This is a genomic window from Nonomuraea sp. NPDC049714 (genome assembly GCF_044465295.1).
Lineage (GTDB): Bacteria > Actinomycetota > Actinomycetes > Streptosporangiales > Streptosporangiaceae > Nonomuraea.
Window position 1 is genome coordinate 384,189 of the sequence record NZ_JBITLM010000004.1, and the last position, 21,856, is coordinate 406,044.

Consider the following 21,856-nt stretch of genomic DNA (forward strand, 5'->3'; position numbering starts at 1 on the left):
CGTGGCGGGCGCATCGATGCCGACAAGTTGACCTAAGGGGGCCTCGTCTTCAGCGTTGTCTCGAGCGCCCAGGTGAATACGGCCTCCTGACCGCGGCTAAACATCGGGCAATGATCGGCTGATGGTTACGCCAGAGGCTAGGGAGAGACGACTAATCTAACATGGCAACTGTATGTAGTATATCAATTGCTGTCCGCAGGGGGTTGGCCAGTGAGGGGCGATTCGCCAAGTTCCGTAAGAGTCATGCCTTTGACGGCGGTGCTCGTCTCTACGGCAATTGCCTTGGCTGCGTGCCAATCCGGCGACTCCGTTCCTGAACCGTCCTCCACGGCGGCACTGCCCTCTGCCACCCCCACGCCAACTCCCAGCCCCACCTCGGGCAAGGACGCCGTCCTAGCCGTGTGGCGTGAACTGTTCCGGGCCGGGCCGCGCGCCGAACACGCTCCCGCCGAAGAGCGCCGGGCGGTTCTCGAGCCGGTCGCGACCCAGCCCCTTCTGGGCACGATGTTGAAGGGCATCGCCGCACTGCGCGCCAAGGGCAGGGTCACCTGGGGGCAGCCTGTCTTTCACCCCTTCGACGTCGAAATCCACGGCGACCGGGCCGCCCTGCACGATTGCCAGGACCTCCGAAACGCCGGCCAGACAGACTACAGGACAGGAAAAACCCTCAATCGCGGCATGGCCAATATTCACATGGTTGCGGCCTTCTCCAAAGAGAAGGACGGCATGTGGCGTGTCGTCCAGATGCAACGGTTGACCGCACCATGCTCGCCAGCTGCATGACTCATCTCCTCGTCGCCGGATTTCTCGTCGTCTCCCTAGCGAAGGACGACGGGGACGATGTCGGCGTGATGCACCAGCCCTTTGACCACTACGCCGTTTGGGCCCACGAGACACCCCGTCACAGGCCCGCCGCTCCGGCTGGCAACGCGAAGCCGAAGGTCACCTGTACGTACCAACGATGGTCGTACGTGAGCACGCTGCAGAAAGTGGGGCGGGGGTATGTTGATCCCGATCGGGTCCTCAGCACCGAACAACCCAAGGACGGCGCCTGGTACGAGCGCAAGTGCTCTGACGGCTCCCGGAACATCATCTGGATCGCGAACCAGCACGCCCCAGACGCCTCGGAACAGCTCGCGCGACGGGCGTACAAACAGATTCCGATCGCGGTACCGCAGGTGCTCACCGCGCCACCGCGTGGCCGGGAGGGGCTGGTCGGGCTTCCGCATTGGTTCTTCCTGGCCGATGGACAGTGGGCGGCCAAATCCAAGCGGGTGCGTGCCGGGTCGACATGGGCGGAAGCGACCGCCAAGCCGCAGCGCATGACCATTGAGACGGGCGACGGCCGCACGATCACCTGCCACGGTCCGGGAACCGCGTTCGATCCTCACCGTCCGATCGAGGTGCAGCGTTCAACGTGCTCGCACCTGTACAAGCAGCCGGCTCATGCGAATCAGGTGACGGTTTCTGTGACCTGGGCCGGCACCTGGCGCGGCTCCGGCGGCGCAGGCGGCGTGCTGCCGCCGATCACCAGGTCAGTCACGTTCCCGGTCCGCATCGTCGAAGCCCAGGCGCTCGTCACGAAGGGATGAAGGTCGATGCTGCTTCAGCGGCTCTCGCCGCCCAGGGAGGCGGGTCAGGTGCGTCCGTTGCCGAGCCGGCGCAGCCCGATGATGCTCGTGGCCGGCGTCGCGTTGACCGCCCTGGGGGCACTGGTGGCCTGGCAGGTGTACGGGGTCGCCAGTCAACGGGTGCCGGTGCTGGTCATGGCCCGTGACGTGCCGGTCGGCCAGCAAATTCAAGCGCAGGATCTGCGTACGGTCGCGCTCGGCGTGGATCCGGCGGTCCAGTCCGTCGACGCGGCCGGCAAGGGCGGGCTGATCGGCAAGCGCGCCGCGGTGGATCTGAAGGCGGGCAGCCTGCTCGCCCCGGTGCACGTGACCGAGGCGCTGGTGCCGGGGCCGGGTGAGGTCGTGGTGCCGGTGGCGTTGAAGCCCAGCCGGTTGCCGGCCAGGGGGATCCAGCCGGGTGATCGCGTCGTGGCCACTACGGCGTCGACCACTGAGCCGGGCCGCGGAGTCCCCCAGGATCATCCGGCCAAGGTGGATCGAGTCGGGCAGCCGGACGTGGACGGCCTGGTGGTCGTCGACCTGATCGTCCCGGCACAGGCTGGGACAACGCTGGCCAGGCAGGCAGCGGATGGCCAGATCGCGCTCGTCCTGCAGTCGCGGGCCGGGTGAGTGACCCATGCTGATCGTTCTGTGTTCCGGCGGCCACAGCCCCGGCGTCACCACAGCCGGCCTGGCTCTGACCCTGGCCTGGCCGCGTACGGTCCTGTTCGCCGAGTGCGACCCGGCAGGTGGGAGTGTCCTGTCGGGGTTCCTGGTCGGCCATCAACAGGATCGCGGCTTGGGCGAGTGGGCGGTACAGCTACGACGCGGCGCCAGCGCGGCGGACACGCTGGCCGAACAGGTCCTGCAGCTGAACGGTCCGGACAACCACCGTATCCTGCCCGGCCTGGCGAACCCTTCCCAGGTGTCGTCGGTCCAGCCGCTGTGGCGGGACATCGCCGAGACCTTTGCCACCCTGCCCGGAGATGTGATCGCCGACGTCGGACGCATCGGCGGCCCGGACACACCCCTCCCCCTGCTGACCCATGCGGACCACGTCCTGCTCATCGCCCAGCCGACGCTACGAGACCTGTCCGCCCTCGCTCCCCGCCTCGCAGCAATCACAACGGCTCGCGCCCACCGGCCGAGCCCTCGAGTGCTGCTGACCGGCGACGGCCCCTACAGCCGTAGAGAGGTGGCCAAGACCCTGAACATCGAAGTAGCAGGCCACCTCCCCCACGATCCGAAAGCGGCAGCCGTCCTGACACACGGCACAGGCAGCGAGCGCCACCTGTCCCGATCCCTCCTCCTACGGGCCACCCGATCACTCGGAACCAAGCTGCGCGAACAGGTACCGGCATCATGAGCTTCGACGTACAGAAAGCAGTGCGAGAGCTCCTGCCACAGGTAACCGAAGCCCTCGACACCGCCACGGTCACCGGCGACGAAGCCGTCCGCGAGTACGCGCGAGCCGTCATCATCAACCTGGTCCGCGAGTACGCCGACACCCGAACCCTCGCCGGCACCAGCGCCCCCACCCTGCCGCAGGAACGCCTGCTGGCCGAAGCCGTCCACAACGAGATCTTCGCTCTGGGTCGACTCCAGCCGTTCGTCGACGACCCCGACGTGGAGAACATTGACGTCAACGGCTGCGACCAGGTGTGGATCACCTACTCCGACGGCCGCAAGGTGCTCGGCCCGCCCATCGCCGACAGCGACGAGGACCTGGTGGCCAACGTCCGCCGCTGGGCCGCCTACCAAGGCCAGACCGCCCGGGATTTCTCCATCGCCCGCCCCCGCCTGCACCTGTCGGTCGGCCGGACGCGCATCGCCGCCCTGATGGGCGTCACACCGCGCCCGTCCCTGTCGATCCGCAGGCACGGCATGCTCCACGCCGATCTGGACGACCTGATGGCCTCCGACACCCTGGACAAGAGCTGCCGCGCGTTCCTGGCCGCCGCCGTACGCGCCCACAAGGACATCGTGATCACCGGCGGGATGGGCGACGGCAAGACCACCTTCGCCCGAGCCCTGGCAGCCGAGATCGACCCCGACGAGCGGATCGCCACCGTGGAGAAGGAGTACGAGCTCTTCCTCCACGCCCAGCCCGACCGCCACCGCGACGTACTCGCCCTGGAGGCCCGCGAGGGCAACACCGAAGGCTTCGGCGCGCTTACCCTCCACCAGCTGATCGAGGACGCCCTGCGCTTCAACGCCCGCCGCATCATCGTCGGCGAGGTCCGCGGCGACGAGCTGGTCCCGATGCTGGAGGCCATGAACACTGGCGGCGCCGGCTCCATCTGCACCATGCACGCCGACTCCGCCGACCAGGTGTTCTCCCGCATGCTCATCCTGGCCGGATCAGGCGGCCTGTCGATCGCCCCGGAGACGCTGTTCCGCACCATCGGCATGGCCGTGGACTTCGTCGTCCATCTGCGCCACGAACTCCGCCACGACCTGGACGGCCTGATCAACCGGCGCTACGTCGCCGAGATCCACGAGGTCCTGCCTCCCGCCGACGGCCTGGAGCCGGCGGTCAACCGCGTCTACGTCCCCGGCCCCGACGGTCGCGCGGTGCCGAACACCATCCCGCAGTGCATGAACGAGCTGGTCGCGGCCGGTTTCGACCCCAGCCTGTTCACCGGAGGGTGGGCATGACCGGCTGGCTCGCGGCTCTCGCCGGTGCCGCGCTGATCGCCGGGCCGCTCCTGGCCGCCGCCGGGTCACGCCTGGTTCCGGTACGGCCACCCCGCCCGCCACGTCGCCGGATACCCCGCTCAGCGGCCATGCCGGTGGCGTACGGGTTGGGAGCGTTCTGCGTGACGTGGTGGCTGACCGGCTGGCCGGTCGCCGCCGCCGGATCCGCGGTCGGCGCGGTCGCACTGCCGCGCATGCTGACCAGCCGCGACACCGTCCAGCGGATCGAACGGCTCGAAGCGCTGGAAGCCTGGATCCGCCACCTGGCCGACGTGCTCGGCGGCAGCGCGGGCATCGAGGAGGCGCTGCGCTCCAGCGCCGACCACCCACCCGCGCCGATCGCCCCGGAGGTGCGGGCGCTGGCGCGGCGCCTCACCTACCGCACCCCCACCGAGCAGGCCCTGCGGGCGTTCGCCGACGATCTGGCCGACCCCACCGGCGACATGATCGCCGGTGCGCTGATCCTGGCCTGCCGGGCCCGTGGCCAGGGGCTGCGCGAGGTGCTGCAACGCCTGGCCCGTACGGTCGCCAAGGACGTCGCCGCCCGCCGGGAGATCAACGCCGAACGCGCCACCCACCGCGTCACCGCCCGCTGGGTCGTCGGCGCCCTGCTCGGCTACACCGCCTTCGCCCTGCTCAACACCACCTACGTCGCCCCGTTCGGCACGATCGGCGGGCAGCTCGTCCTCGCGATCGTGATCGGCCTGTACGCGGGCGCCTTCGCCTGGCTGCACCGCCTGGCCCGACCGCCCAAGGGACACCGCTTCCTCAACACCGCAGGTGAACGTACATGATCGAGATCGTGCTGGCCTGCGGCGCGATCAGCGGCCTCGGCGTCGCCCTCGCCCTGTCCACCGCCTTCCCCTCCCCTCCGGCGCTCGCCCCCGCGATGGAACGCCTCCGCCCCGGCCCACGGGCCGAACCCGCGCAGGACTGGAAATCACGCCTGGTCACGAGACTCTCCGCAACGATGATCGGCGCGCGGGTGCCGCACACGGATCTGGCCCTGCTCGGCAAGACGCCCCACGACCACCTCGCCCAGAAGGCGTTGATGATCGCCCTGGGAGCGGCCGGTCCGTTCGTGTTCTGGGCGTGGTGCGCGCTGCTCGGCGTCGTGCTGCCCTGGCCCGTCTCGTGGGCGGCGTGCCTGGCATTCGCCGTCGCGGTGTTCTTCGCCCCCGATGCCGCCATCCGCGGCCAGGCGGCCGAGGCGCGTACGGCATTCCGGCAGGCCATCGTCGCCTACCTCGACCTGGTCGCGCTCGCCCGCGCCGCAGGAGCGGGCCCGGCCGAGGCACTGGAATCCGCCGCGAAGATCGGCCACGGGTGGACCTTCCAGCGGCTGGCCCAAGCCCTGGACCCGGCACGCCGGGGCACCGGCAGCGCGTGGGACGAGCTCACCCGGCTGTCGGAGGAGGTCGACGTCCCCGAGTTGGCGGACCTGGCCGCCATCGCCCAGCTCGCCGGGACACGGGGAGCGAGCATCCTCGACACCCTGATGGCCAAGGCCCAGTCCCTGCGCGAGGCCGACCTGTCGGCCGAGGTCGCCAAGGCCCGCTCCCGTACCGAGACCATGACCGTCCCGATGGCCCTGTCGGTCCTCGGGTTCCTGCTGCTGCTCGGCTATCCCGCCTTCGCGCGGATGACCGGCGGCTGACCCCTTTTCCGGAGGTACCCGTGATCCGTAATCGCGTGCTCGCCCTCGCCGTGCGGCTGGTCAACCGCTGTGCCGTACGACGAGGGCTGGACCCTGAACGCGGCGCGTCGACCGTGGAATGGGTGATCATCGCGGCCGTGGTCTTCCTGCTGGCCATCACCGTCGGCACGAAGATCACCTCCGTCGTCAACGAACAGCTCGCCAAGATCAAATGAGCGGACGTGAGCGGGGATCGGCGACGCTGGAGGCCGCCCTGGTCTATCCGGCGGTGCTCCTGCTCGTCATGCTCACCATGAACACCGCGCTGTGGTACCACGCCAGAACCCTCGCCATGGCCGCCGCCCAGGAGGGACTACGCGCCGGCCGGGCCCACGGCTCCAGCCCGTCGGCAGGGCAGGCAACCGCCGAACGCTTCATCCACGAGGCGGGCGGATCGTTCCTCACCCATGCCAAGGTCGCCATCACCCGCGACGCGAACACCCTCGAAGTGTCCGTCAGCGGCCAGGCCATCACCCTGGTCCCCCTGCTCACGCTGCCCGTGACCCAGGTCGCCCGCGCTCCCGTCGAGCAATGGACCACCGGATGACGCGCGAGCGCGGATCCATGGCCCTGGAGATGGCGATCGTCGCACCGGCGCTGATCGCCCTGCTGGTGATGGTCATCGGGCTGGGACGCGTCTCCTTCGCCCACAACGCCCTCGACGCCGCCGCGCGAGACGCCGCCCGCCAAGCCTCCATCGCCCGCGACCCGGCCACCGCGCGATCGGCCGCCGTGACCAGCGCACGGGCGGCTCTCGCCCGTGAAGGGCTGACTTGCGCGCCGTCTGTGACCGTGGACACCACGGGGCTGTCCGCCCCGCTCGGCAGGCCGGCCGTGGTGGTCGCCCGCGTCTCCTGCGAGGTGAACCTGGCCGACCTCGCCGTACCGGGCATCCCCGGCACCAAGAACATCACCAGCAGCTTCACCAGCCCGATCGACCCCTACCGCGCCAGGAATCTCGGACTCGCACCTTCAAAAGGCTTCTCGGCATGGAGCACTCGGGCAAGGCTCGATCGTGAGTAGGTACGTGGGCTGGCCAACCGCAGCCCGGCCAAACCGGAACAACTGCGACTCAGCGAGTGGCCTCGAGATGGCGGCGGGCACGATGCCAAACGCTCTCGAAATCGCTCAAGGTCAGGCGCTGGGGATCGTAGCCGTCCCATTCATGGACCGGAGACTCCGCAGTCAGGCCATAGATCGACTCGTACTGCCTGAGATGTCCTGTGCTCTGGGCCTCCTGCCATTCGGCCAGCGATGCTGCGGCGATAGGCGTGTGGTCGAGACCGCGGAGCTCGATCTGCCGGATAACCCAGCCCTCGGAGTCGACCTCGAAGTAGAACCAGATGTCCTCTTCGTCCCAGTAGGCGCGAAACCAGTGCGTCACCCATCCATGATGCCTGCACCAGCCGGACGATCAGCACCCGGTCGCCATCCGGCCGGAATGATCGAAGATGCCGAGTCGCGGCCAGCCGTGGACGATGAGCGAGGTTCGATCACGGTCTTCACCGCGGTGATCGCATTCGCGCTGCTGCTGTGCGCCGGACTGATGGTGGACGGCGGCGCCAAGATCCGCGCCTACCGCGAGGCGTACGCCGCCGCCGAGGAGGCGGCCCGCGCCGGAGCCGGACAAATGAACACCGCACGCGCCTACACCAGCGGCCAGTTCGAGATCGACACCACCCAGGCACCCGCCACCGCCCGCGCCTACCTGTCCACCGCCGGCCACCCCGGCACCGTCTCCACAACCGGCAACCAGGTACGGGTCACCGTCACCGTGTCCCGGCCCACCTTCCTGATCTCCCTCATCGGCATCGACACCGTTACCGCCACAGCTACCGCCACCGCGCGGATGTTCCACGGCATCGAACAAGGACGACCATGACGATGTACGGGCTGCGTCATCCACTGCTCGCCAGAACCGCCGCCGGCACGGCACTCACCACCCTGCTGGCCGGTATCCCCGCCATCCTGTTGATCTTCTTCTGGCCTGTGGACCTGCCCACGCTCGACGACCTGGCCACCCCGGGCGAGCCCATCGTCATCCAAACCCTGCTGCTGGCCACGGTGTGGATCTGCTGGGCTCTGTTCGCCTTCACGGTGACGGTGGAGCTGGTGGGCACCGTCCGCGCCCGGCGCAGTCAGGTACGGCTGCCGTTTCAACGACTGGCCGCGTACCTGATCACCACGATCACCGTCGCCGCGACCGCCCCCATCGCCGCACCCCGAGCCCTGATCCCGGCCGCAGCGGTCACCATCGACGTATCCGATCACGCTCCCGCCGCCGAGCCCGACCAGCAGGAGACCCCGCGGTCGTACGTGACCTACGTGGTCCAGCCCAGGGACACCCTCTGGACGATCGCCGAACAGCAGCTCGGGGACCCGATGCGCTACCGCGACATCATCGCCCTCAACCAGGGCCGCACCCTGACCGACGGGCAACCCTTCACCCGCGGCGAGTGGCTACAACCCGGATGCGTCTTGCGTCTGCCCACCGACGCCAGCAAGCCCGAGCACACCCGGCCACGGACCCATACCGTCGCATCCGGCGAAACCCTATGGGGGATCTCCGAACAGCACCTCGGCAAGGGCAACCGCTACAAGAAGATCTTCAAGCTGAACAAAGGACGTCCGCAACCAGGCGGGACACGACTGACCGACCCGGACGTACTGGAACCGGGCTGGCGACTGATCCTGCCCCGACACGGGCGTGACGCTCAGAAGGCCCAGCCGGTCCACCGCCGCACCTTCTCCCAGCATGTGATCAAGACGGCGCTGTACCCGACCGATCACCACGCCGTGCACCCGGCCACCGCCGCAACCAGCTCGCCCCGCCCCGTAGCCGAGCCGCGTTCGTGCCGCTCTACCGCCAGCCCCGCTCAGCTAGCGCCAACTGCTGCCGCGTCCTCTGCCGACGTGGTTGTCCTGCCCCAGGGCGGGATGATGGCGCTCTCCTTCGCCTCCGGCGTGGCCGTCGCCCTCGCAGCCGCCCGCCTGCACCGCCGACGCCGCCTGCCCGCCCCGTCCATCGACGAACCCATCAGCGTCCTCACCCCCGAGCCACAACATCCAGCCGTACGAGCACTGGAACAGGCCCACCGCCGAGCCAACCCAGAAACGGAACCAGACTTCGACCTGGTCAGCTCCGCCTTCGAGATCGACCCACCCATCACCCTCAAAGCCGGAACCCGCGACGACAAGCCCGTACACCTCACCCTGTCCGGGCTGAACCTGGCCCTCACCGGCCCAGGCGCCGACGACTGCATCCGCGCCATCGTCCTCGACCTGCTCACCCAAGCCGACATCTACCGCGCCGACATCATCATCCCCACCCCAGACGCCGAACGCTGGCTCGGCAACACCATCACCACCCTGACCGACCACCTGCCAGGACTCCGCCTGACCACCACCCTCGACGAAGCCATCAACCACCTCGAAGAACAACTCCTCAGCCGCCGAATGATCCTCCAGGACTACGAAACCGACGACATCCACCAACTCCGCCAAACCGAACCCGGCGAACCCCTGCCCGCACTCCTACTGGCCGCCTCCGCCCCCGAAGGCCACCCCTACCTCAGCAACCTCCTGACCATGACCACCAACCTCGGGATCGGCGCCGTCCTGGCAGGCCACTCCCCATCAGGAACCACCTGCGAACTCGACCAGACCCACCACATCACCGAAGCGACCGGCCCACTGGCCACAGACCTCCGCGACGCCACGCTCTTCCACCTACCGCCCCAAGCCGCCACCTCGGTGCTCCACACCCTCGCCACCGGCAACGACCTGCCCACCGACCACCCCCAACAGCCCGCCGACCTCCCCATCCCCCCACCCAGCACGACACCTCAACCAGTACGGGTCACCCTCCTGGGCGAACCCGCCATCGACGTACGCGGCACACCCGTCGACCTGTCCAAACGCACCAAAGCACTCGAACTGTTCGTCCTGCTCGCTCTCCACCCCAAGGGCCTGGACCGCGAGGAGATCTGCGAACACCTCTGGCCCGACCTGGAAGAAACCCTGGCCGGCTACCGCTTCCACGCCGCACTCAAAGACCTGCGCATCGCCCTGCGCGACGCCTCCACCCCCGACGACAAGAAAGCCCACTTCATTGAACGCAGCGGCAAGACCTACCGCATCCAACCCCAGCACATCGATGTAGACCTGTGGGCCTTCCACCAAGCCCTCGCTGACGCCCGCACCGCCACCACCGAACAGGCCAAACTCACCGCCCTGGAAACCGCCGCCGCCCTATGCCGCGGCCCACTCGCCCGAGGACTCAAATACGACTGGCTCGACCAAGACCACCGCTGGCCCCTCACCATCGCCAGCATCAAAGCCCTCCTCCAGCTCGGCGCCCTCCACGAACGCACCGACAACCACGAACGCGCCTTGGAAACCTACGACCAAGCCTGCGCCCTCGACCCCGACATGGAAACCGCCACCCGATCCGCCATCCGCCTCCTGACCACCCTCGGCCGAACCGACGAAGCCCGTCAACGCGCCCGCCACCTCAAAACCCGCCTCAACACCCTCGGCGCCATCCCGTCACCCGAAACTCAAGCTGTCCTGCAACAACTGAACGCCCCTCGAAATGCGCCGCGCATACTTTAGTGCGCCCACTGCAGGAACCAATGCATGATCACCGAGCACCAGTAGCCGCAACCGAGATCGTGTTGCGATCCCTCGCAGGGGCGATGAGGACCTGGCCGATCCAGGCGAAGGAGCGCGGCCACACCGCGTTGAGACCCCTCGCAGGGGCGATGAGGACCGGCCGCAATGCGCTCTACACGGCGCCCGAGCTCGCGTTGAGACCCCTCGCAGGGGCGATGAGGACCTCCTCTGACTGCCCGCCCAGCGCATCTTCTCTGAGTTGAGACCCCTCGTAGGGGCGATGAGGACCGGCTACGACGGGCGATACCGCCTCTGGACCGTGTTGAGACCCCTCGCAGGGGCGATGAGGACAAGGCCGCGTCCGATACGGCCGGGCTCGGGGAGTCAGGTTGAGACCCCTCGTAGGGGCGATGAGGACCCGAACTGGCCGCCCTGCCCGTCAGCGTCCCGCTCGTGTTGAGACCCCTCGTAGGGGCGATGAGGACGCCGCCGTCACAGCGCTGCCGGGCCCGGCGCTGTGTTGAGACTCCTCGTAGGGGCGATGAGGACTCCGCGCCCTGTACGCCCGCCACAGCGTCGGCGTGCGTTGAGACCCCTCGTAGGGGCGACGAGGACTCGACGGCAGTCTCTAGAGCCGTCAGGCGAACCTGTTGAGACCCCTCGTAGGGGCGATGAGGACGCGCCCGTCGACGTGTCCATCCTGCAAACCACGCTGTTGAGACCCCTCGTAGGGGCGATGAGGACCTCCTCTCGCAGGCCGGCCACCGCGCGGGCAGCACGTTGAGACCCCTCGTAGGGGCGATGAGGACTCGCGATCGTGCCCGCCACGGCCAAGGGCTGCGACCTGGCGTTGAGACCCCTCGTAGGGGCGATGAGGACTGCAGAACTACGCCGCCGCTCACCGCCTGGCCGCGTTGAGACCCCTCGTAGGGGCGATGAGGACCCCAAAGTAAAGTCCCAGGCCAGGCTGCGCAAGAGGCCGCGCTTACTGACCCGTTCTGCAGCGAACCTCCGGTAGCGCAGAAACCCCCGGAGGTTCGCTGCACAAACCAGCCCAGCAGGTACGCCGAGATCATGTTCGAGCACCTCCGTACTTCTCCTCAGATCCCGTTCGGGTCTTCAAGGAGGGGCAGGGCAGCGAGTGAGGTCCTTGATGAAAGCCCGGTTGATCGCAGGGTCACGGTTGTCCACGTACCGCTCTGTCGGCTGGTAGCCCATCCGGGTGTACAGCGCCAGAGCCGCAGTATTGCGTATGCCGGTCTCCAGGATCGAGCCTTGCACACCGTTCAGCATGGCCCGACGTTCGAGCGCGGTGATGATGCGCTCGCCCAGCCCCAGACCACGCAGGTGCGGAACGGTGTACATCTTCTTGATCTCGACGGTGCCCGGCCGTCCGGAAAAGGGCCGATACCCGCCGCAGGTGACCGGGACCTCGTCGTGGTAGCCGACGAGGAACAGGCCATCCGGCGGTGCGTAGTACGCGGCATCGGCCTCGAACGGGTCAGCGTAGCCGTAGCGCTCCACCTGGTCGTCGAACAGCGCCCGGACCAGTAGCGAGGAGTCAGGATGATCGTAGGGGCGGGCGCGGAGGGCGAAACGATCCAGGCGGACGGTGATGGTCATCGCTGCAGCACTCCCCTGTCGAACTCAGGAAGAAACTGCGACACCACAGCAGAACGGCTCCGCCGCGCGAAGGCCGGACGTAGGTGCCGCAGATAGGTGATGCTCCGGATCGACTGGACCTCGTCGAGCCGACCGAGCGTGGCCCGGGCCGCGCTCACGGCCGCTTCGGTGTCCCCGCACAGCAGGTAGGCCTTGGTCAGGAACGCCCCGTGGATCACGACGGAGCGAGGATACTCGGGGCGGGCTCCGGCCTGGGAAAGCGGTGCCAGCAGGTCGATCGCTTCCGCGAGCAGGCGCTTGCGGTAAACGGTCATGTGCTCGCCCAGGACGACGAGCGCCTGCCCCGCTTCGGCGGCGAGTTGGTCAGGCTCCAGGTAGTACAGGTACGGCGGAGGATCCCCGCCCTCCGCCAGAAGCTCCCCGGCCTTCTCCGCCGCCTGCCGGAACGCCGATAGATCCCCTGCGGCGGCTGCCGCGGTGGCGACCCGTCCCATGATCCTGGCCCGCAGGATCGAGTCAGCAGGACAGCAGCGTATGGCTGCGGAAGCGATGCTGACAGCCTCCTGGCCGTGGTCAGCGAAGGCGGAGATGTACGCCAGCATGCCGATGGCGTTGCAGGCGCGGCCCGGCTCTCCCAGGCCGCGGGCGATCCGCTCGCTGAGCAGCAGGTAACGCTCAGCCGCACCGTACCGGTTGGCGTCGAAGTGGACCCACCCAACGAGCTGGGATAGGTCTGCGATGATCGCCATCAGCTCCCGTCCGACAGCCGGCTCGTAGTCCGCGAACTGCACCAGGTCCAGAATGTTGCGCAGTTCGCTGGTGACGTAGCGAAGGCTGAGCACGCCGCCACCGTGCCTGTCATCGAGCTTGCGCAACGCCTCGATGTGCGCACCGATGACCCGTACTTGCGGTGGCAGCACGCGCTCCCGGCTCGCGTTCCGCTGCGTCCAGGTCGTCGTCATGCGAAGCCCGTCGAGTACGGCCGCTGCGAGATCATGACCCGATGCCGCACCGACATCGGCATTCCGTGCCGCGCTCACGGTCGTCAGCTCGCTAAGCGACTGGAGCATCTCGTCGACGGTCCCGTCCTTGTCGAAGCCAGAAACGGCGGAGACGGTCGCCGGGCGCCGAGTCGGCCAGAGATGATCTACGCGGACCGTATAGCCGACCTGCTCTGAGAGCACGGCTGCCACCACCGAGGGCAGGGGGTCATACGGTTTGTAGCCGTGCCTGACCCAAGAGTAGGGAGCGGTGGGGTCGATGCGCCGGGAGCCGAGGCCGCGGTCCACCAGCCACGCGTTCACCGCCACAGCAAGCTGCCGCGGATTCATACCGGCGCGCTGCAGGACCTCCGCCAGCGCCGTGGGTTCATGTGTCATCGCGGCCCTTTCCTGCCTGAGGCGACGGTAATTCCCAGCCTTACGTCTTTTGCGGCTCGCTTGGGCCGCCCACCCAACCTTCACGACCTTCACGAACCGGTTCGGAGATTCATGACCTTCACACCACCAGACCATTAACCCTTCGTCACCATTCTGATGCACTGAGCGACGAAATTGTCGTGGCCCATTCCGGAGGTAAGCGTGGAACTCCCCATCAGACTGCACGACTACGACGTGGTGACCGAAGGACTGCAGCCTGGTTCTGTGGCCCACCAAGCCCGCACCATCCTCCGCCAGGTACTCCAGAACGCCGGCGTTGCGACCGAGGACGTCGACGACGCGGAGCTCGCAGTGGGCGAACTCGCCGCCAACGCCGAGACGCACGCCTGCCCGCCGTACGAACTACGGATCACCACCGTGAACGGCATCCCCACCTGGTGCGAGATCATTGACGGCGATCCATGTTTCACACGCGTCGCGAAGATTCTCCGCGATCTGACCACTGCGGACCCGCTCACCACGTGGTTCCAGGAGAGCGGCCGAGGGCTTCTTCTGGTCCACCAGCTCTCAGGCGCCCGCTGCGTCGCCTACTCGACCTCCTCCGCCACCGGCCACCCAAGCAAAGCCGTAACTTTCGCTCTTCCCACCAAGTCGAGCCCGGCTCCGGACATCTGTAGGACGACGCGCAGTTTGAGCACGTAGGAGCAGTACGCCGTCATTCCGGTTTTCCATGATCTTCACGGCTGTTCTAGTGGCTGCGTGAGACCCCTCTCAGGGTCGATGAGGACGTGTGGCACGAGTCCTAGGACGGCGGCGTCGGCCTGTTGAGACCCCTCGCAGGGGCGATGAGGACTGCGGAGCTCCAGGAGGCGATCGACTCCGCCAACGCGTTGAGACCCCTCACAGGGGCGATGAGGACGGCCGCGACGGCGAAGGTCGGGCAGACGGTCGCGTTGAGACCCCCTCGCAGGGTGATGAGGACTGCCTCGCTCGTGGAGATCCGCTATGGCGTCCGCCGTTGAGACCCCTCGCAGGGGCGATGAGGACCCACCCCGGACGACCCCTGTGGTCAGCCCTCTCGGCGTTGAGACCCCTCGCAGGGGCGATGAGGACTCAAGTTCACGCCGCGCTGCATGTGGGACCACATCGCGTTGAGACCCCTCGCAGGGGCGATGAGGACCATCCCGCACCGCGCCAGCCACCACGCCCAGCTCACGTTGAGACCCCTCGCAGGGGCGATGAGGACCGGGTTGTGTAGCGAGCGGTTCCAGGCCCCCGAGCTCGAGTTGAGACCCCTCGCAGGGGCGATGAGGACGCGCGGGCGGCCGGCGTCACGGTGCGCCGTTCCGCGTTGAGACCCCTCGCAGGGGCGATGAGGACGTATGAAGATCTGGACGACTGGACCGGGGAGATGCTGTTGAGACCCCTCGCAGGGGCGATGAGGACGCTGCTCACTGAAAATCTGGTCGGGCACTTAGCGTTGAGACCCCTCGCAGGGGCGATGAGGACTGCGGGTGCGCAGACTGCGACCAGCGCGCCGTCATGTTGAGACCCCTCGCAGGGGCGATGAGGACCTTCAGGCGGCAAGGCCCTGCCGGTCCTTCACCAGGTTGAGACCCCTCGCAGGGGCGATGAGGACGTGATCTACATCGGCGCAGGAGGCACTTCCGCTTCGTTGAGACCCCTCGCAGGGGCGATGAGGACCCCAAGGTAAAGTCCCAGGCCAGACTGCGCAAGAGGACACTCCAGCTGAGCAGTTCTGCAGCGAACCTCCGGTCGCGCAGTAACCCCCGGAGGTTCGCTGCATAAACCAGTGCAGCAGGCACGCCGAGATCACATTCGAGCCACCAAGGAAACCGATCTCCAAACTCCTTGAATCCCGGGACGCCGAGGACGATCTTCCCCGACCTCAGACGTTAGCGCTGCCATCACACGCTCACCTGCCTGTTGGATACCCCAAGCTTCGGATAGATCATGTGCACTCCTTGGCCACCCAGTCCAGGCCGGCCGAGCAGGCGAGCCGGATCAGGGTTCGTACGAAGGTCTCGGCGGCTTTCATGTCGATGCCGAACTGCCGGGTGACCCACGCGAGCAGTTGCGGGCCGCTGGGAAGGACAGTCGCCGAGATGTCCTTGAGGAGGGCCCGGTAGTGGTCCTTGGGCGGTCGGGCTCCCTGGTCGGCGATGAGTGCGGTGAGGGTTCGACGAGCGAGGTGGGCGTTCTCTCGGTCGATGATCAACTCTTCGGGCGCGGAGACCGTGGTCTGGGCGGACGCCGACAGTTCCTCTGTCGTGGACAGGTAGGTGACCACGTTGGCGCAGTAGAAGCCGGGATGCAACTGGCGAAGCTGTTCCAGCTTGTTCCGAAGCATGCGCTGCGCGTGGGAGCGGTCCACGCCGAGGGCGCGATCGATCAGGTCGCCGGGGATGTCCAGCGGGTCACGGGCGCCCTTCCGCAGGCGCAGGACGGCGTTGAGGAGCAGCTCGAACTCATGGTCGTCGGTGCGCAGCGGTGCCGCCCAGCCCGCTGTCTTGAGGTCCCGGACCGGTTGTGCGGAGGCGCCGCGGGCTTGGGCATCGGCTCGGGCCACTTTCGCTTCGATGCTGCGCAGCTCGTAGTACACGAGCTGCGCACGGGCGGCACGGATGTACGGCAGCTCGTGCGGCGTTGGACGTCGGCGGATCTGGGTGGCCGCCTGATGGAGATCTTCGGCGGCCCGAGGGGTGGCCAGCCACTGCACGACGGTGTGCATTTCCCGGATGGGTTCACCGGTCTTCGTCCGTGGCGGGGTGCCACTCATTGTGCCGCTGAGCCGGTTGTATCCCGCCAGGAGGAGGTCAGCGATGGTCTGCTCACATTCGTCGCACCAACGTGGAGCTTGTACGCCCTGACACGGCCGACCGCGATGGCGTGCCCGACGGAGGGGCCGGGCTGCGGCGTCGCGAAGTGCAGGGGACACGAGAATGAAGTAAGAGCAGAAATCGATGGGCTTGACACCCAGATCGGCGATGGACACGCGGAAGCTCCCTCCGAGTTCGACAGAGGGCGTCGGGGGACGCGCTCTGACGGCATCGGCTCCCGAAGTCTCGGGAACCCTCAGAAGGAGCGACTTGCATCGCTCAGGTCCGCTGGCAGTCGCCGTTGGACATCACGAGATTGGCAGGAACCTTCCCACCACGTCAACCACCTTCCTGAAATATGAATTCAAGTGCTTTTGTAACCGATTTGTACTTCATGATGAGTTCTGTGTCCGTTTTAGACGGCCCCTTAAGCTCGCGTACGGCTTGCAGCAGAAGTTCGTAAACATCACCGCCGCCACCCCGGCGACGAGGAGCACGCCATCGACGGTCCAGCCCATGGCCGTGTGCCGAACGGTTGGCCCACAGCGACAGCTTGTCGATGGCAGGGCGGGGTTCGCGGATCTCTTCCCAGCCACTCCAGGAGAACAAGGCCGGCCGGAGCGCCGTGACCGCCAGATAAGCCGCCAGGTCAGGCTGGTCACCGTGCACATGGGCGATGAGGAGCAGCCTCTGCCGGGCAAGAGCGAACTCGTCTGGGCCTCTGGGGATGCGTGGACAGGCACCGTACAGGTTGGCTTCCAGGCTTTCGAGGGCAGGCAGCACGGAGTGCAGTTGAGCGGAGCCACGTTCCAGCAGCCGGCGGGCCGTGCGGAGGTCGAGGTGTTTGACGGCGCTTACGGCTAGCTGCGCCAGCATCCGATCAGCGCCGAGCCGAGCGAGCACCGGACGACCGCCTCTTACCTGTGTGGAGGAGCCGATGCGGGTCAGCTCCATCATCGACAGGGGGCACGCGGCGGTCAGTGACCATGCCACTCCTGCGGCGATCATGCCGTAGTTGGTCAGGGGAGGGCCGGGGTTGAGGAACAGGACGATCTCGTCCACGTCTCGCAGACTGCCCGATCCGGTGCGGCCGGTGGGCTGGGCTTCCGCTCTCAGAGCGTCGATGACGGTGTCACGGACGTGGTCGACCCCTCCCTGGACGCCTTCCACCACACGGACGTCCACGCCGGCGTAAGTCATGGTGATCTCCCGCGCGATGCGGCGGGCCCGGTTGAGACTCTCGGGACTGGCCAGTAGGCGGATCCGGGCCATGCCACGGCGGAGAAATCGCTCCCGTCGTTTCCAGAGCTCGGTGAGGATGACTTCCGTGGTGTGCCGGTCCTCCACCTCAACGCCCTCGCGGTCGAGGCCGACTCCGACAAGGGCGAGGACATCGCCGCTGCCGACGACGGGCCATGCGGTCTGGCCGGTATCAGCGATGAGCCGGTTCGCTCGATCCCCGTTCTCCCATCGTTCGATGGCTGACAACAGAGTCGGTGGGAGAGGGCCCGGGTGGAGCTGTTCGGGTTTCAGGTGTGCGCGGTGCGTGGCGGCCTCGGTGTACAGCTTGGCCAGGGCTGAGTCGCGAATCATGCGTACGCAGGCCGAGTCCAGGTCCTCGTCGATGGATCGGGAGATCTGCCTGATGTAGGCGGACATGCCTCCGCCGTCTTCGGCTCGAGTTCGGAGCGTGTCGATGAGGCGCTCGATCTCGTTCCGCACATGGGGGGCCAACTTCTCCTGTTCCACCTCGAAAAACCGGCGCAGTTGTTCGCCGTACCAGGCGCGTAGGAGGCCATAGTCTGCGGCCTCGCCCCGACCGAAGCGCTCGGACACGGCTGCCTGAACGGTCGCCCACGTTCCTGCCGAGCCTGACCACTCCGGCTGACCGGCAGAGAGGTGTTTCATCAGCCCAGGGTCGGCCGCCTGACGGGCCGCGAGGATCTGCCACAAGGGTGCGCCGGCGGGATCTACGTCGGAGAGCGCATCCCAGAAGCGGTGCCTTAACAGCCAGGACTTGAGGTGCGAGTCCGGGTCGGCGGGCTGGTTCAGTGTGTGGGGCTCTGTCGGTGCGTCGATGTGGAAGATGCGGACCGGGTGGTGGGTCTCCAGGGCGGCGCAGACGGCACCGACGCTGAGGGAGAAGGCCCCTGAGCCGCAGGTGACCAGGAGCTCTGAAGCCGGGTTCTGATCCAGCCAGTCGCACAGCGCAGCAGAAGTGTCGTGAATGGTGGGGCCTGCGACTTCGACCACGGAGACGGTCGACGATGGGAAGCGGGCTCCGCAGAGGCCGTCGTCCGAGGTCAATCCGGCTTTGATCTCCGCGGCGCAGGCGGCGAATGTCGCGGAATGCGCGCCACGGCTGTTGGTGGTGCCCAGCAAGACGATGCCGGTGATGCGGAGCCCGGCGGCCATCGCGTCGAAGATCTTGCGGAGGGGGCGACGATCTTTGTCTGCCCCCTCCGGGTCGCCTTCGAGGTCGGGCGCGGAGCCCGGGACTGAGAACCCTAGGTCTCCGTCGCCGACGGCATGCACCAAAAGCACTCGGGTGTCTGGAATCTCATCCTCCGCGACAGAGAAACCGAAGCGAACTGGATGAGACTAGCCCCCGCCGCCGACAATTCGGGTGCTATCGAAAACTAGTTCTATTCCCGGTTCTTACGATTCGCTCGACGCTCTTGATGTCCGATTTTCCCGTTTCGAGACCGACTTCGCCCGCCCGTATCTCTTGATGCGGACGCGTTTCCGTTCTCGTCCAAATAGATCTCCAAGGGTGGCTCACTTCCCACCGGTCGCGGCAGCGAGCGTCCTCGCCCGTCCATCATTACGCCTTTTTCTATCTTTTCGTTAGCAGTGAACCACTTGTATTGGAGGCCTTGTGGATCAGGCGGTGTCGAGACCCTGGCGTCGAGCTTTTCGTGCCGGAGCCGGGGATAGTGGACCGGCAGAGTCGGGACGCCACGTGAGGCAGCGAGTATGGCCTCACGTACGGTCTTCAAGGCAGGTGATGCTTCCACCAGAGAGTTGAACGCCTCGCGCGCCGCATCGAGGACTGCCCGCCAATCGCTTTCCGGAAGGACCTCGGAGAGCGATTGGTAATAGGCCATGTAGTCGGTCCCGTCGTGCAGTTCGGCCTCTTCGATGTCCAGACGGACGCTACCGAAACCGAGAGGGCGACCGAACCCGAGGCGATGGAAATGTCCGGCGGGGAGGGTGAGCAGCCAGGCGAGTGCGCCTAGCTCGTACTTATCAACGTCGCGGACTTCCACAGTGAAGCGGAATGTGGTGCCAGGCAGTACCCAACCGCTGATCGATCGATTCTGGGAGTCCCGTTGCTCCGGATAGGCGGTGGCGAAAAGCCTACGGTCGGGTGTCAGAGGTTTGGAATCGTCGATCAGAGTACGCGGGCGTAGGTATTCCCGGTAGCGTCCACCTACCACGACCTGAGTGGGATCTGTGCCTTCGTTCGGCTTCCAGTGTCGCTCCGCATCCAGTCCGGCATGGTGCCAGTACACCTTCCGGCCACGCAACCCCCGCCCATGGCGGTAGATGTCGGCCTTCGTGGTGCCGTCTTGGATCGGCTGATCGGGGCGCGTGTTGCTCTCAGCGACGTAGAAGCGGCCCTGTTGAGGCTTGGGTGCGCTGAGGATGGCTAGTGGCAGCCCATCCAAGGGGAATTCAAGTACGGCTTTTTCTGCTGTGTCGAGACATGTCACGGGACCGATACGAAGGCGTCCTCGATAGGCGGTCCTGACATTCTTTCCGGATTGGTCGACCCAGCCGAACAAACGATCGGCTGGTGACATGTCCTCGTAGGAGCCGACTGGGGCCAGTGACTCATCTAGTAGATTGGTAGGAGAGATAGGATATACGTCTCGTGGAATCAGGACGGGGTATAGTCGTTCGACTCTTCCTCCGCGCATGAAGGCATAGCACAGGGTGCCGACCTTCAGCTTCTGATAAGCGTCGTCGTGGATGTGCGGGTTCCATGCGGGCTGACCCAGTCCATCTGCGATTCGCTCACCACGTTCGGCGGCATGCCCCTCGGCCGCAGACCGCTCGCGAAGGTCGCCGTTTTTGGAGGCGCGCTTATAGTTGACGATGAGCCGATCCCAGTCGGAGATGATGTCTTTCCAGGCACGTCCCAGCTTGAGCCGTTTCGGCCTCTCCGTCTCTGAATAGAACAACCTCTCGAACCGTTTGCCCTCTACCGTACGACCGGTAACGTACGCGATGCCGTCAACGCGACGCTCTCCTTGATCGGTTCTAAGTCTCCGGTTGTCGCCTTCTAGTTTGATGCGCTCGACCTTTGCGCTGTTCTTGCCTTTGCGTTTGATGACCGCCTGAAGTTTCTCCATATGCCTGGGCTGAGGTCCCGGCAGCAGATTTCCCTCATCGTCGTACATCTGCAGCAGTGCCGTCTTGTATTCCTCGAGTGCTCCCTCCCCTGCCACACGTACAGGCTGCAACTTGAGCGCAAAACCGGCGTCCCGACGGAACCCCAGCAACTCCTCGTGCCCGTGGAAAACGCCGAAGCGCGAGTTGGTGACCGTCTCGAAGGCTGATCGCAGCATGCCCTTCACCGCGGTCGACGCCAGATAAGGACGACCATCACGCAGTCGAACGGGATATACGTTGTGCTCCTCCTCCCCACTCGACGGTGGATGCGCCCGCGCGGGGTCCAAGAGCAGGAGCGGCGTTTCGGTGGTCAAGGCAACTTCGATACGACCGCTCCAGCGCTCCGGATGCAGGCGAGCCCGGGAAGGCGGTGGCCCGTCCCGAAGCGGCTCGGGCAGCCCGTCACGGGGAAATGCCGGGACGAAGGTGTACGGGTTGAGAAAGCCTTCGGCCATCATGCCGGTCCTTCCACTGCATAGGGCTCGAAGCCGACGAGCCTCTCCTCGGCGACATAGGCGTTGCCGTGTTCTTCGTCGGCGACGACGTATTCGCGGGCGACGAGCCGTACCCGCTCCGCTGCCACGCCGGCCATCGGAAGGGCGAGCGTGCCGACCTGCCTGGAGCGCAGCGTCACCCATCCCGCCGCAGGTGCCGCGTCCTTGCCCCACACCAGGTAGTGAGCCGGCAGAGTGGTCACAGCCCGCATCGGCTCCAGGCGCCCGGGGAACGCGGACGGAAGCAGGTGCTCCTGTTCGGCCAGCACCACAGCGCGCCGCCCGCTTTCCACCCAGCGGAGCTCGACCTGGGACGTGAACACCCGAGCTTCGAACACGGGGTCCAGGTCGACCGCGCCTGTGGGTGTCCGGCACTCACTGGCCTGGACCTTGGCGACGCGGTAAGCCGCGGGCGAGGTCAGCAGGGCGCAGCCTCCCTCGACGCCTGCCTGAGCCAACGCCTCACCCAGAGCAAGATCGTCGGCGTAGGCGGTGTAGAGCATGG

20 protein-coding genes and 2 CRISPR repeat arrays are annotated in these 21,856 nt (G+C 66.8%); of the genes, 13 read left to right on the forward strand and 7 right to left on the reverse strand.

The window, feature by feature from the left end; all coding sequences use genetic code 11:
- Window positions 1-399: 399 nt before the first annotated feature.
- The 10 genes from ACIBQX_RS19425 to ACIBQX_RS19470 are packed head-to-tail and all read left to right on the forward strand — an operon-like array spanning window position 400 to window position 7,026.
- The gene (locus ACIBQX_RS19425) at window positions 400-783 is read left to right on the forward strand and encodes a hypothetical protein (protein WP_397006243.1); all 384 of its coding nucleotides are present in this window, start codon (window positions 400-402) and stop codon (window positions 781-783) included.
- Entirely contained in the window at window positions 780-1,592 is an 813-nt protein-coding gene (locus ACIBQX_RS19430) for a hypothetical protein (RefSeq protein ID WP_397006245.1), read from the forward strand. The genes ACIBQX_RS19425 and ACIBQX_RS19430 overlap by 4 nt, the downstream gene beginning before the upstream one ends.
- A 6-nt stretch (window positions 1,593-1,598) precedes the next feature.
- Entirely contained in the window at window positions 1,599-2,240 is a 642-nt protein-coding gene (locus ACIBQX_RS19435; protein WP_397006247.1) for an SAF domain-containing protein, read from the forward strand.
- 7 nt (window positions 2,241-2,247) lie between these two features.
- On the forward strand, window positions 2,248-2,976 hold the full coding sequence (locus ACIBQX_RS19440) for a hypothetical protein (RefSeq protein ID WP_397006249.1): 729 nt from the start codon (window positions 2,248-2,250) through the stop codon (window positions 2,974-2,976).
- Window positions 2,973-4,268, forward strand: a complete 1,296-nt coding sequence (locus ACIBQX_RS19445; RefSeq protein ID WP_397006251.1) for a CpaF family protein — start codon at window positions 2,973-2,975, stop codon at window positions 4,266-4,268. Before ACIBQX_RS19440 ends, ACIBQX_RS19445 begins: the two co-directional genes overlap by 4 nt.
- Window positions 4,265-5,101, forward strand: a complete 837-nt coding sequence (locus ACIBQX_RS19450; protein WP_397006253.1) for a type II secretion system F family protein — start codon at window positions 4,265-4,267, stop codon at window positions 5,099-5,101. The genes ACIBQX_RS19445 and ACIBQX_RS19450 overlap by 4 nt, the downstream gene beginning before the upstream one ends.
- Window positions 5,098-5,964 carry a type II secretion system F family protein gene (locus ACIBQX_RS19455; protein ID WP_397006255.1) on the forward strand — a complete coding sequence of 289 codons (867 nt, stop codon included), beginning with the start codon at window positions 5,098-5,100 and terminating at the stop codon, window positions 5,962-5,964. Before ACIBQX_RS19450 ends, ACIBQX_RS19455 begins: the two co-directional genes overlap by 4 nt.
- A 20-nt stretch (window positions 5,965-5,984) precedes the next feature.
- A complete protein-coding gene (locus ACIBQX_RS19460; RefSeq protein WP_397006257.1) occupies window positions 5,985-6,179 on the forward strand; it encodes a hypothetical protein in 195 nt (64 codons plus the stop codon).
- Window positions 6,176-6,550: a TadE family protein gene (locus ACIBQX_RS19465; protein ID WP_397006259.1), complete on the forward strand. Its 375-nt coding sequence runs from the start codon at window positions 6,176-6,178 to the stop codon at window positions 6,548-6,550. Before ACIBQX_RS19460 ends, ACIBQX_RS19465 begins: the two co-directional genes overlap by 4 nt.
- A complete protein-coding gene (locus tag ACIBQX_RS19470; protein WP_397006261.1) occupies window positions 6,547-7,026 on the forward strand; it encodes a TadE family protein in 480 nt (159 codons plus the stop codon). The genes ACIBQX_RS19465 and ACIBQX_RS19470 overlap by 4 nt, the downstream gene beginning before the upstream one ends.
- A gap of 49 nt (window positions 7,027-7,075) precedes the next feature.
- Here the strand turns inward: ACIBQX_RS19470 and ACIBQX_RS19475 are convergent, their stop codons facing one another.
- Complete coding sequence (locus ACIBQX_RS19475) at window positions 7,076-7,387, reverse strand: hypothetical protein (protein ID WP_397006263.1); 312 nt, start codon at window positions 7,385-7,387, stop codon at window positions 7,076-7,078.
- An 87-nt stretch (window positions 7,388-7,474) separates the two neighbouring features.
- Here ACIBQX_RS19475 and ACIBQX_RS19480 point away from each other — a divergent pair, with 87 nt between their 5' ends.
- Complete coding sequence (locus ACIBQX_RS19480; RefSeq protein ID WP_397006265.1) at window positions 7,475-7,885, forward strand: TadG family pilus assembly protein; 411 nt, start codon at window positions 7,475-7,477, stop codon at window positions 7,883-7,885.
- Entirely contained in the window at window positions 7,882-10,617 is a 2,736-nt protein-coding gene (locus tag ACIBQX_RS19485) for a LysM peptidoglycan-binding domain-containing protein (RefSeq protein WP_397006267.1), read from the forward strand. The genes ACIBQX_RS19480 and ACIBQX_RS19485 overlap by 4 nt, the downstream gene beginning before the upstream one ends.
- A gap of 61 nt (window positions 10,618-10,678) precedes the next feature.
- Window positions 10,679-11,560: direct repeats of the CRISPR family, unit length 30 nt; unit sequence GTTGAGACCCCTCGTAGGGGCGATGAGGAC.
- A 176-nt stretch (window positions 11,561-11,736) separates the two neighbouring features.
- Here ACIBQX_RS19485 and ACIBQX_RS19490 read toward each other — a convergent pair.
- Window positions 11,737-12,240, reverse strand: coding sequence for a GNAT family N-acetyltransferase (locus tag ACIBQX_RS19490; RefSeq protein ID WP_397006269.1), 504 nt, complete (start codon window positions 12,238-12,240; stop codon window positions 11,737-11,739).
- Window positions 12,237-13,619: a hypothetical protein gene (locus ACIBQX_RS19495; protein WP_397006271.1), complete on the reverse strand. Its 1,383-nt coding sequence runs from the start codon at window positions 13,617-13,619 to the stop codon at window positions 12,237-12,239. Before ACIBQX_RS19495 ends, ACIBQX_RS19490 begins: the two co-directional genes overlap by 4 nt.
- A gap of 201 nt (window positions 13,620-13,820) precedes the next feature.
- Here ACIBQX_RS19495 and ACIBQX_RS19500 point away from each other — a divergent pair, with 201 nt between their 5' ends.
- Window positions 13,821-14,321 carry an ATP-binding protein gene (locus ACIBQX_RS19500; RefSeq protein WP_397006273.1) on the forward strand — a complete coding sequence of 167 codons (501 nt, stop codon included), beginning with the start codon at window positions 13,821-13,823 and terminating at the stop codon, window positions 14,319-14,321.
- Window positions 14,322-14,377: 56 nt separating this feature from the next.
- Window positions 14,378-15,323: direct repeats of the CRISPR family, unit length 30 nt; unit sequence GTTGAGACCCCTCGCAGGGGCGATGAGGAC.
- Between the two features lie 268 nt (window positions 15,324-15,591).
- Here ACIBQX_RS19500 and ACIBQX_RS19505 read toward each other — a convergent pair.
- The 4 genes from ACIBQX_RS19505 to csx19 all read right to left on the reverse strand — a co-directional run bounded on the left by ACIBQX_RS19505 (window position 15,592) and on the right by csx19 (window position 21,854).
- Window positions 15,592-16,371, reverse strand: a complete 780-nt coding sequence (locus tag ACIBQX_RS19505; protein ID WP_397006275.1) for a hypothetical protein — start codon at window positions 16,369-16,371, stop codon at window positions 15,592-15,594.
- A gap of 427 nt (window positions 16,372-16,798) precedes the next feature.
- On the reverse strand, window positions 16,799-18,874 hold the full coding sequence (locus ACIBQX_RS19510) for a hypothetical protein (protein WP_397006276.1): 2,076 nt from the start codon (window positions 18,872-18,874) through the stop codon (window positions 16,799-16,801).
- A gap of 230 nt (window positions 18,875-19,104) precedes the next feature.
- Window positions 19,105-21,315 (reverse strand): TIGR03986 family CRISPR-associated RAMP protein, encoded by a 2,211-nt coding sequence (locus ACIBQX_RS19515; protein WP_397006278.1) that lies wholly within the window; start codon window positions 21,313-21,315, stop codon window positions 19,105-19,107.
- Complete coding sequence (gene csx19, locus ACIBQX_RS19520; protein WP_397006810.1) at window positions 21,312-21,854, reverse strand: CRISPR-associated protein Csx19; 543 nt, start codon at window positions 21,852-21,854, stop codon at window positions 21,312-21,314. Before csx19 ends, ACIBQX_RS19515 begins: the two co-directional genes overlap by 4 nt.
- Window positions 21,855-21,856 lie beyond the last annotated feature (2 nt).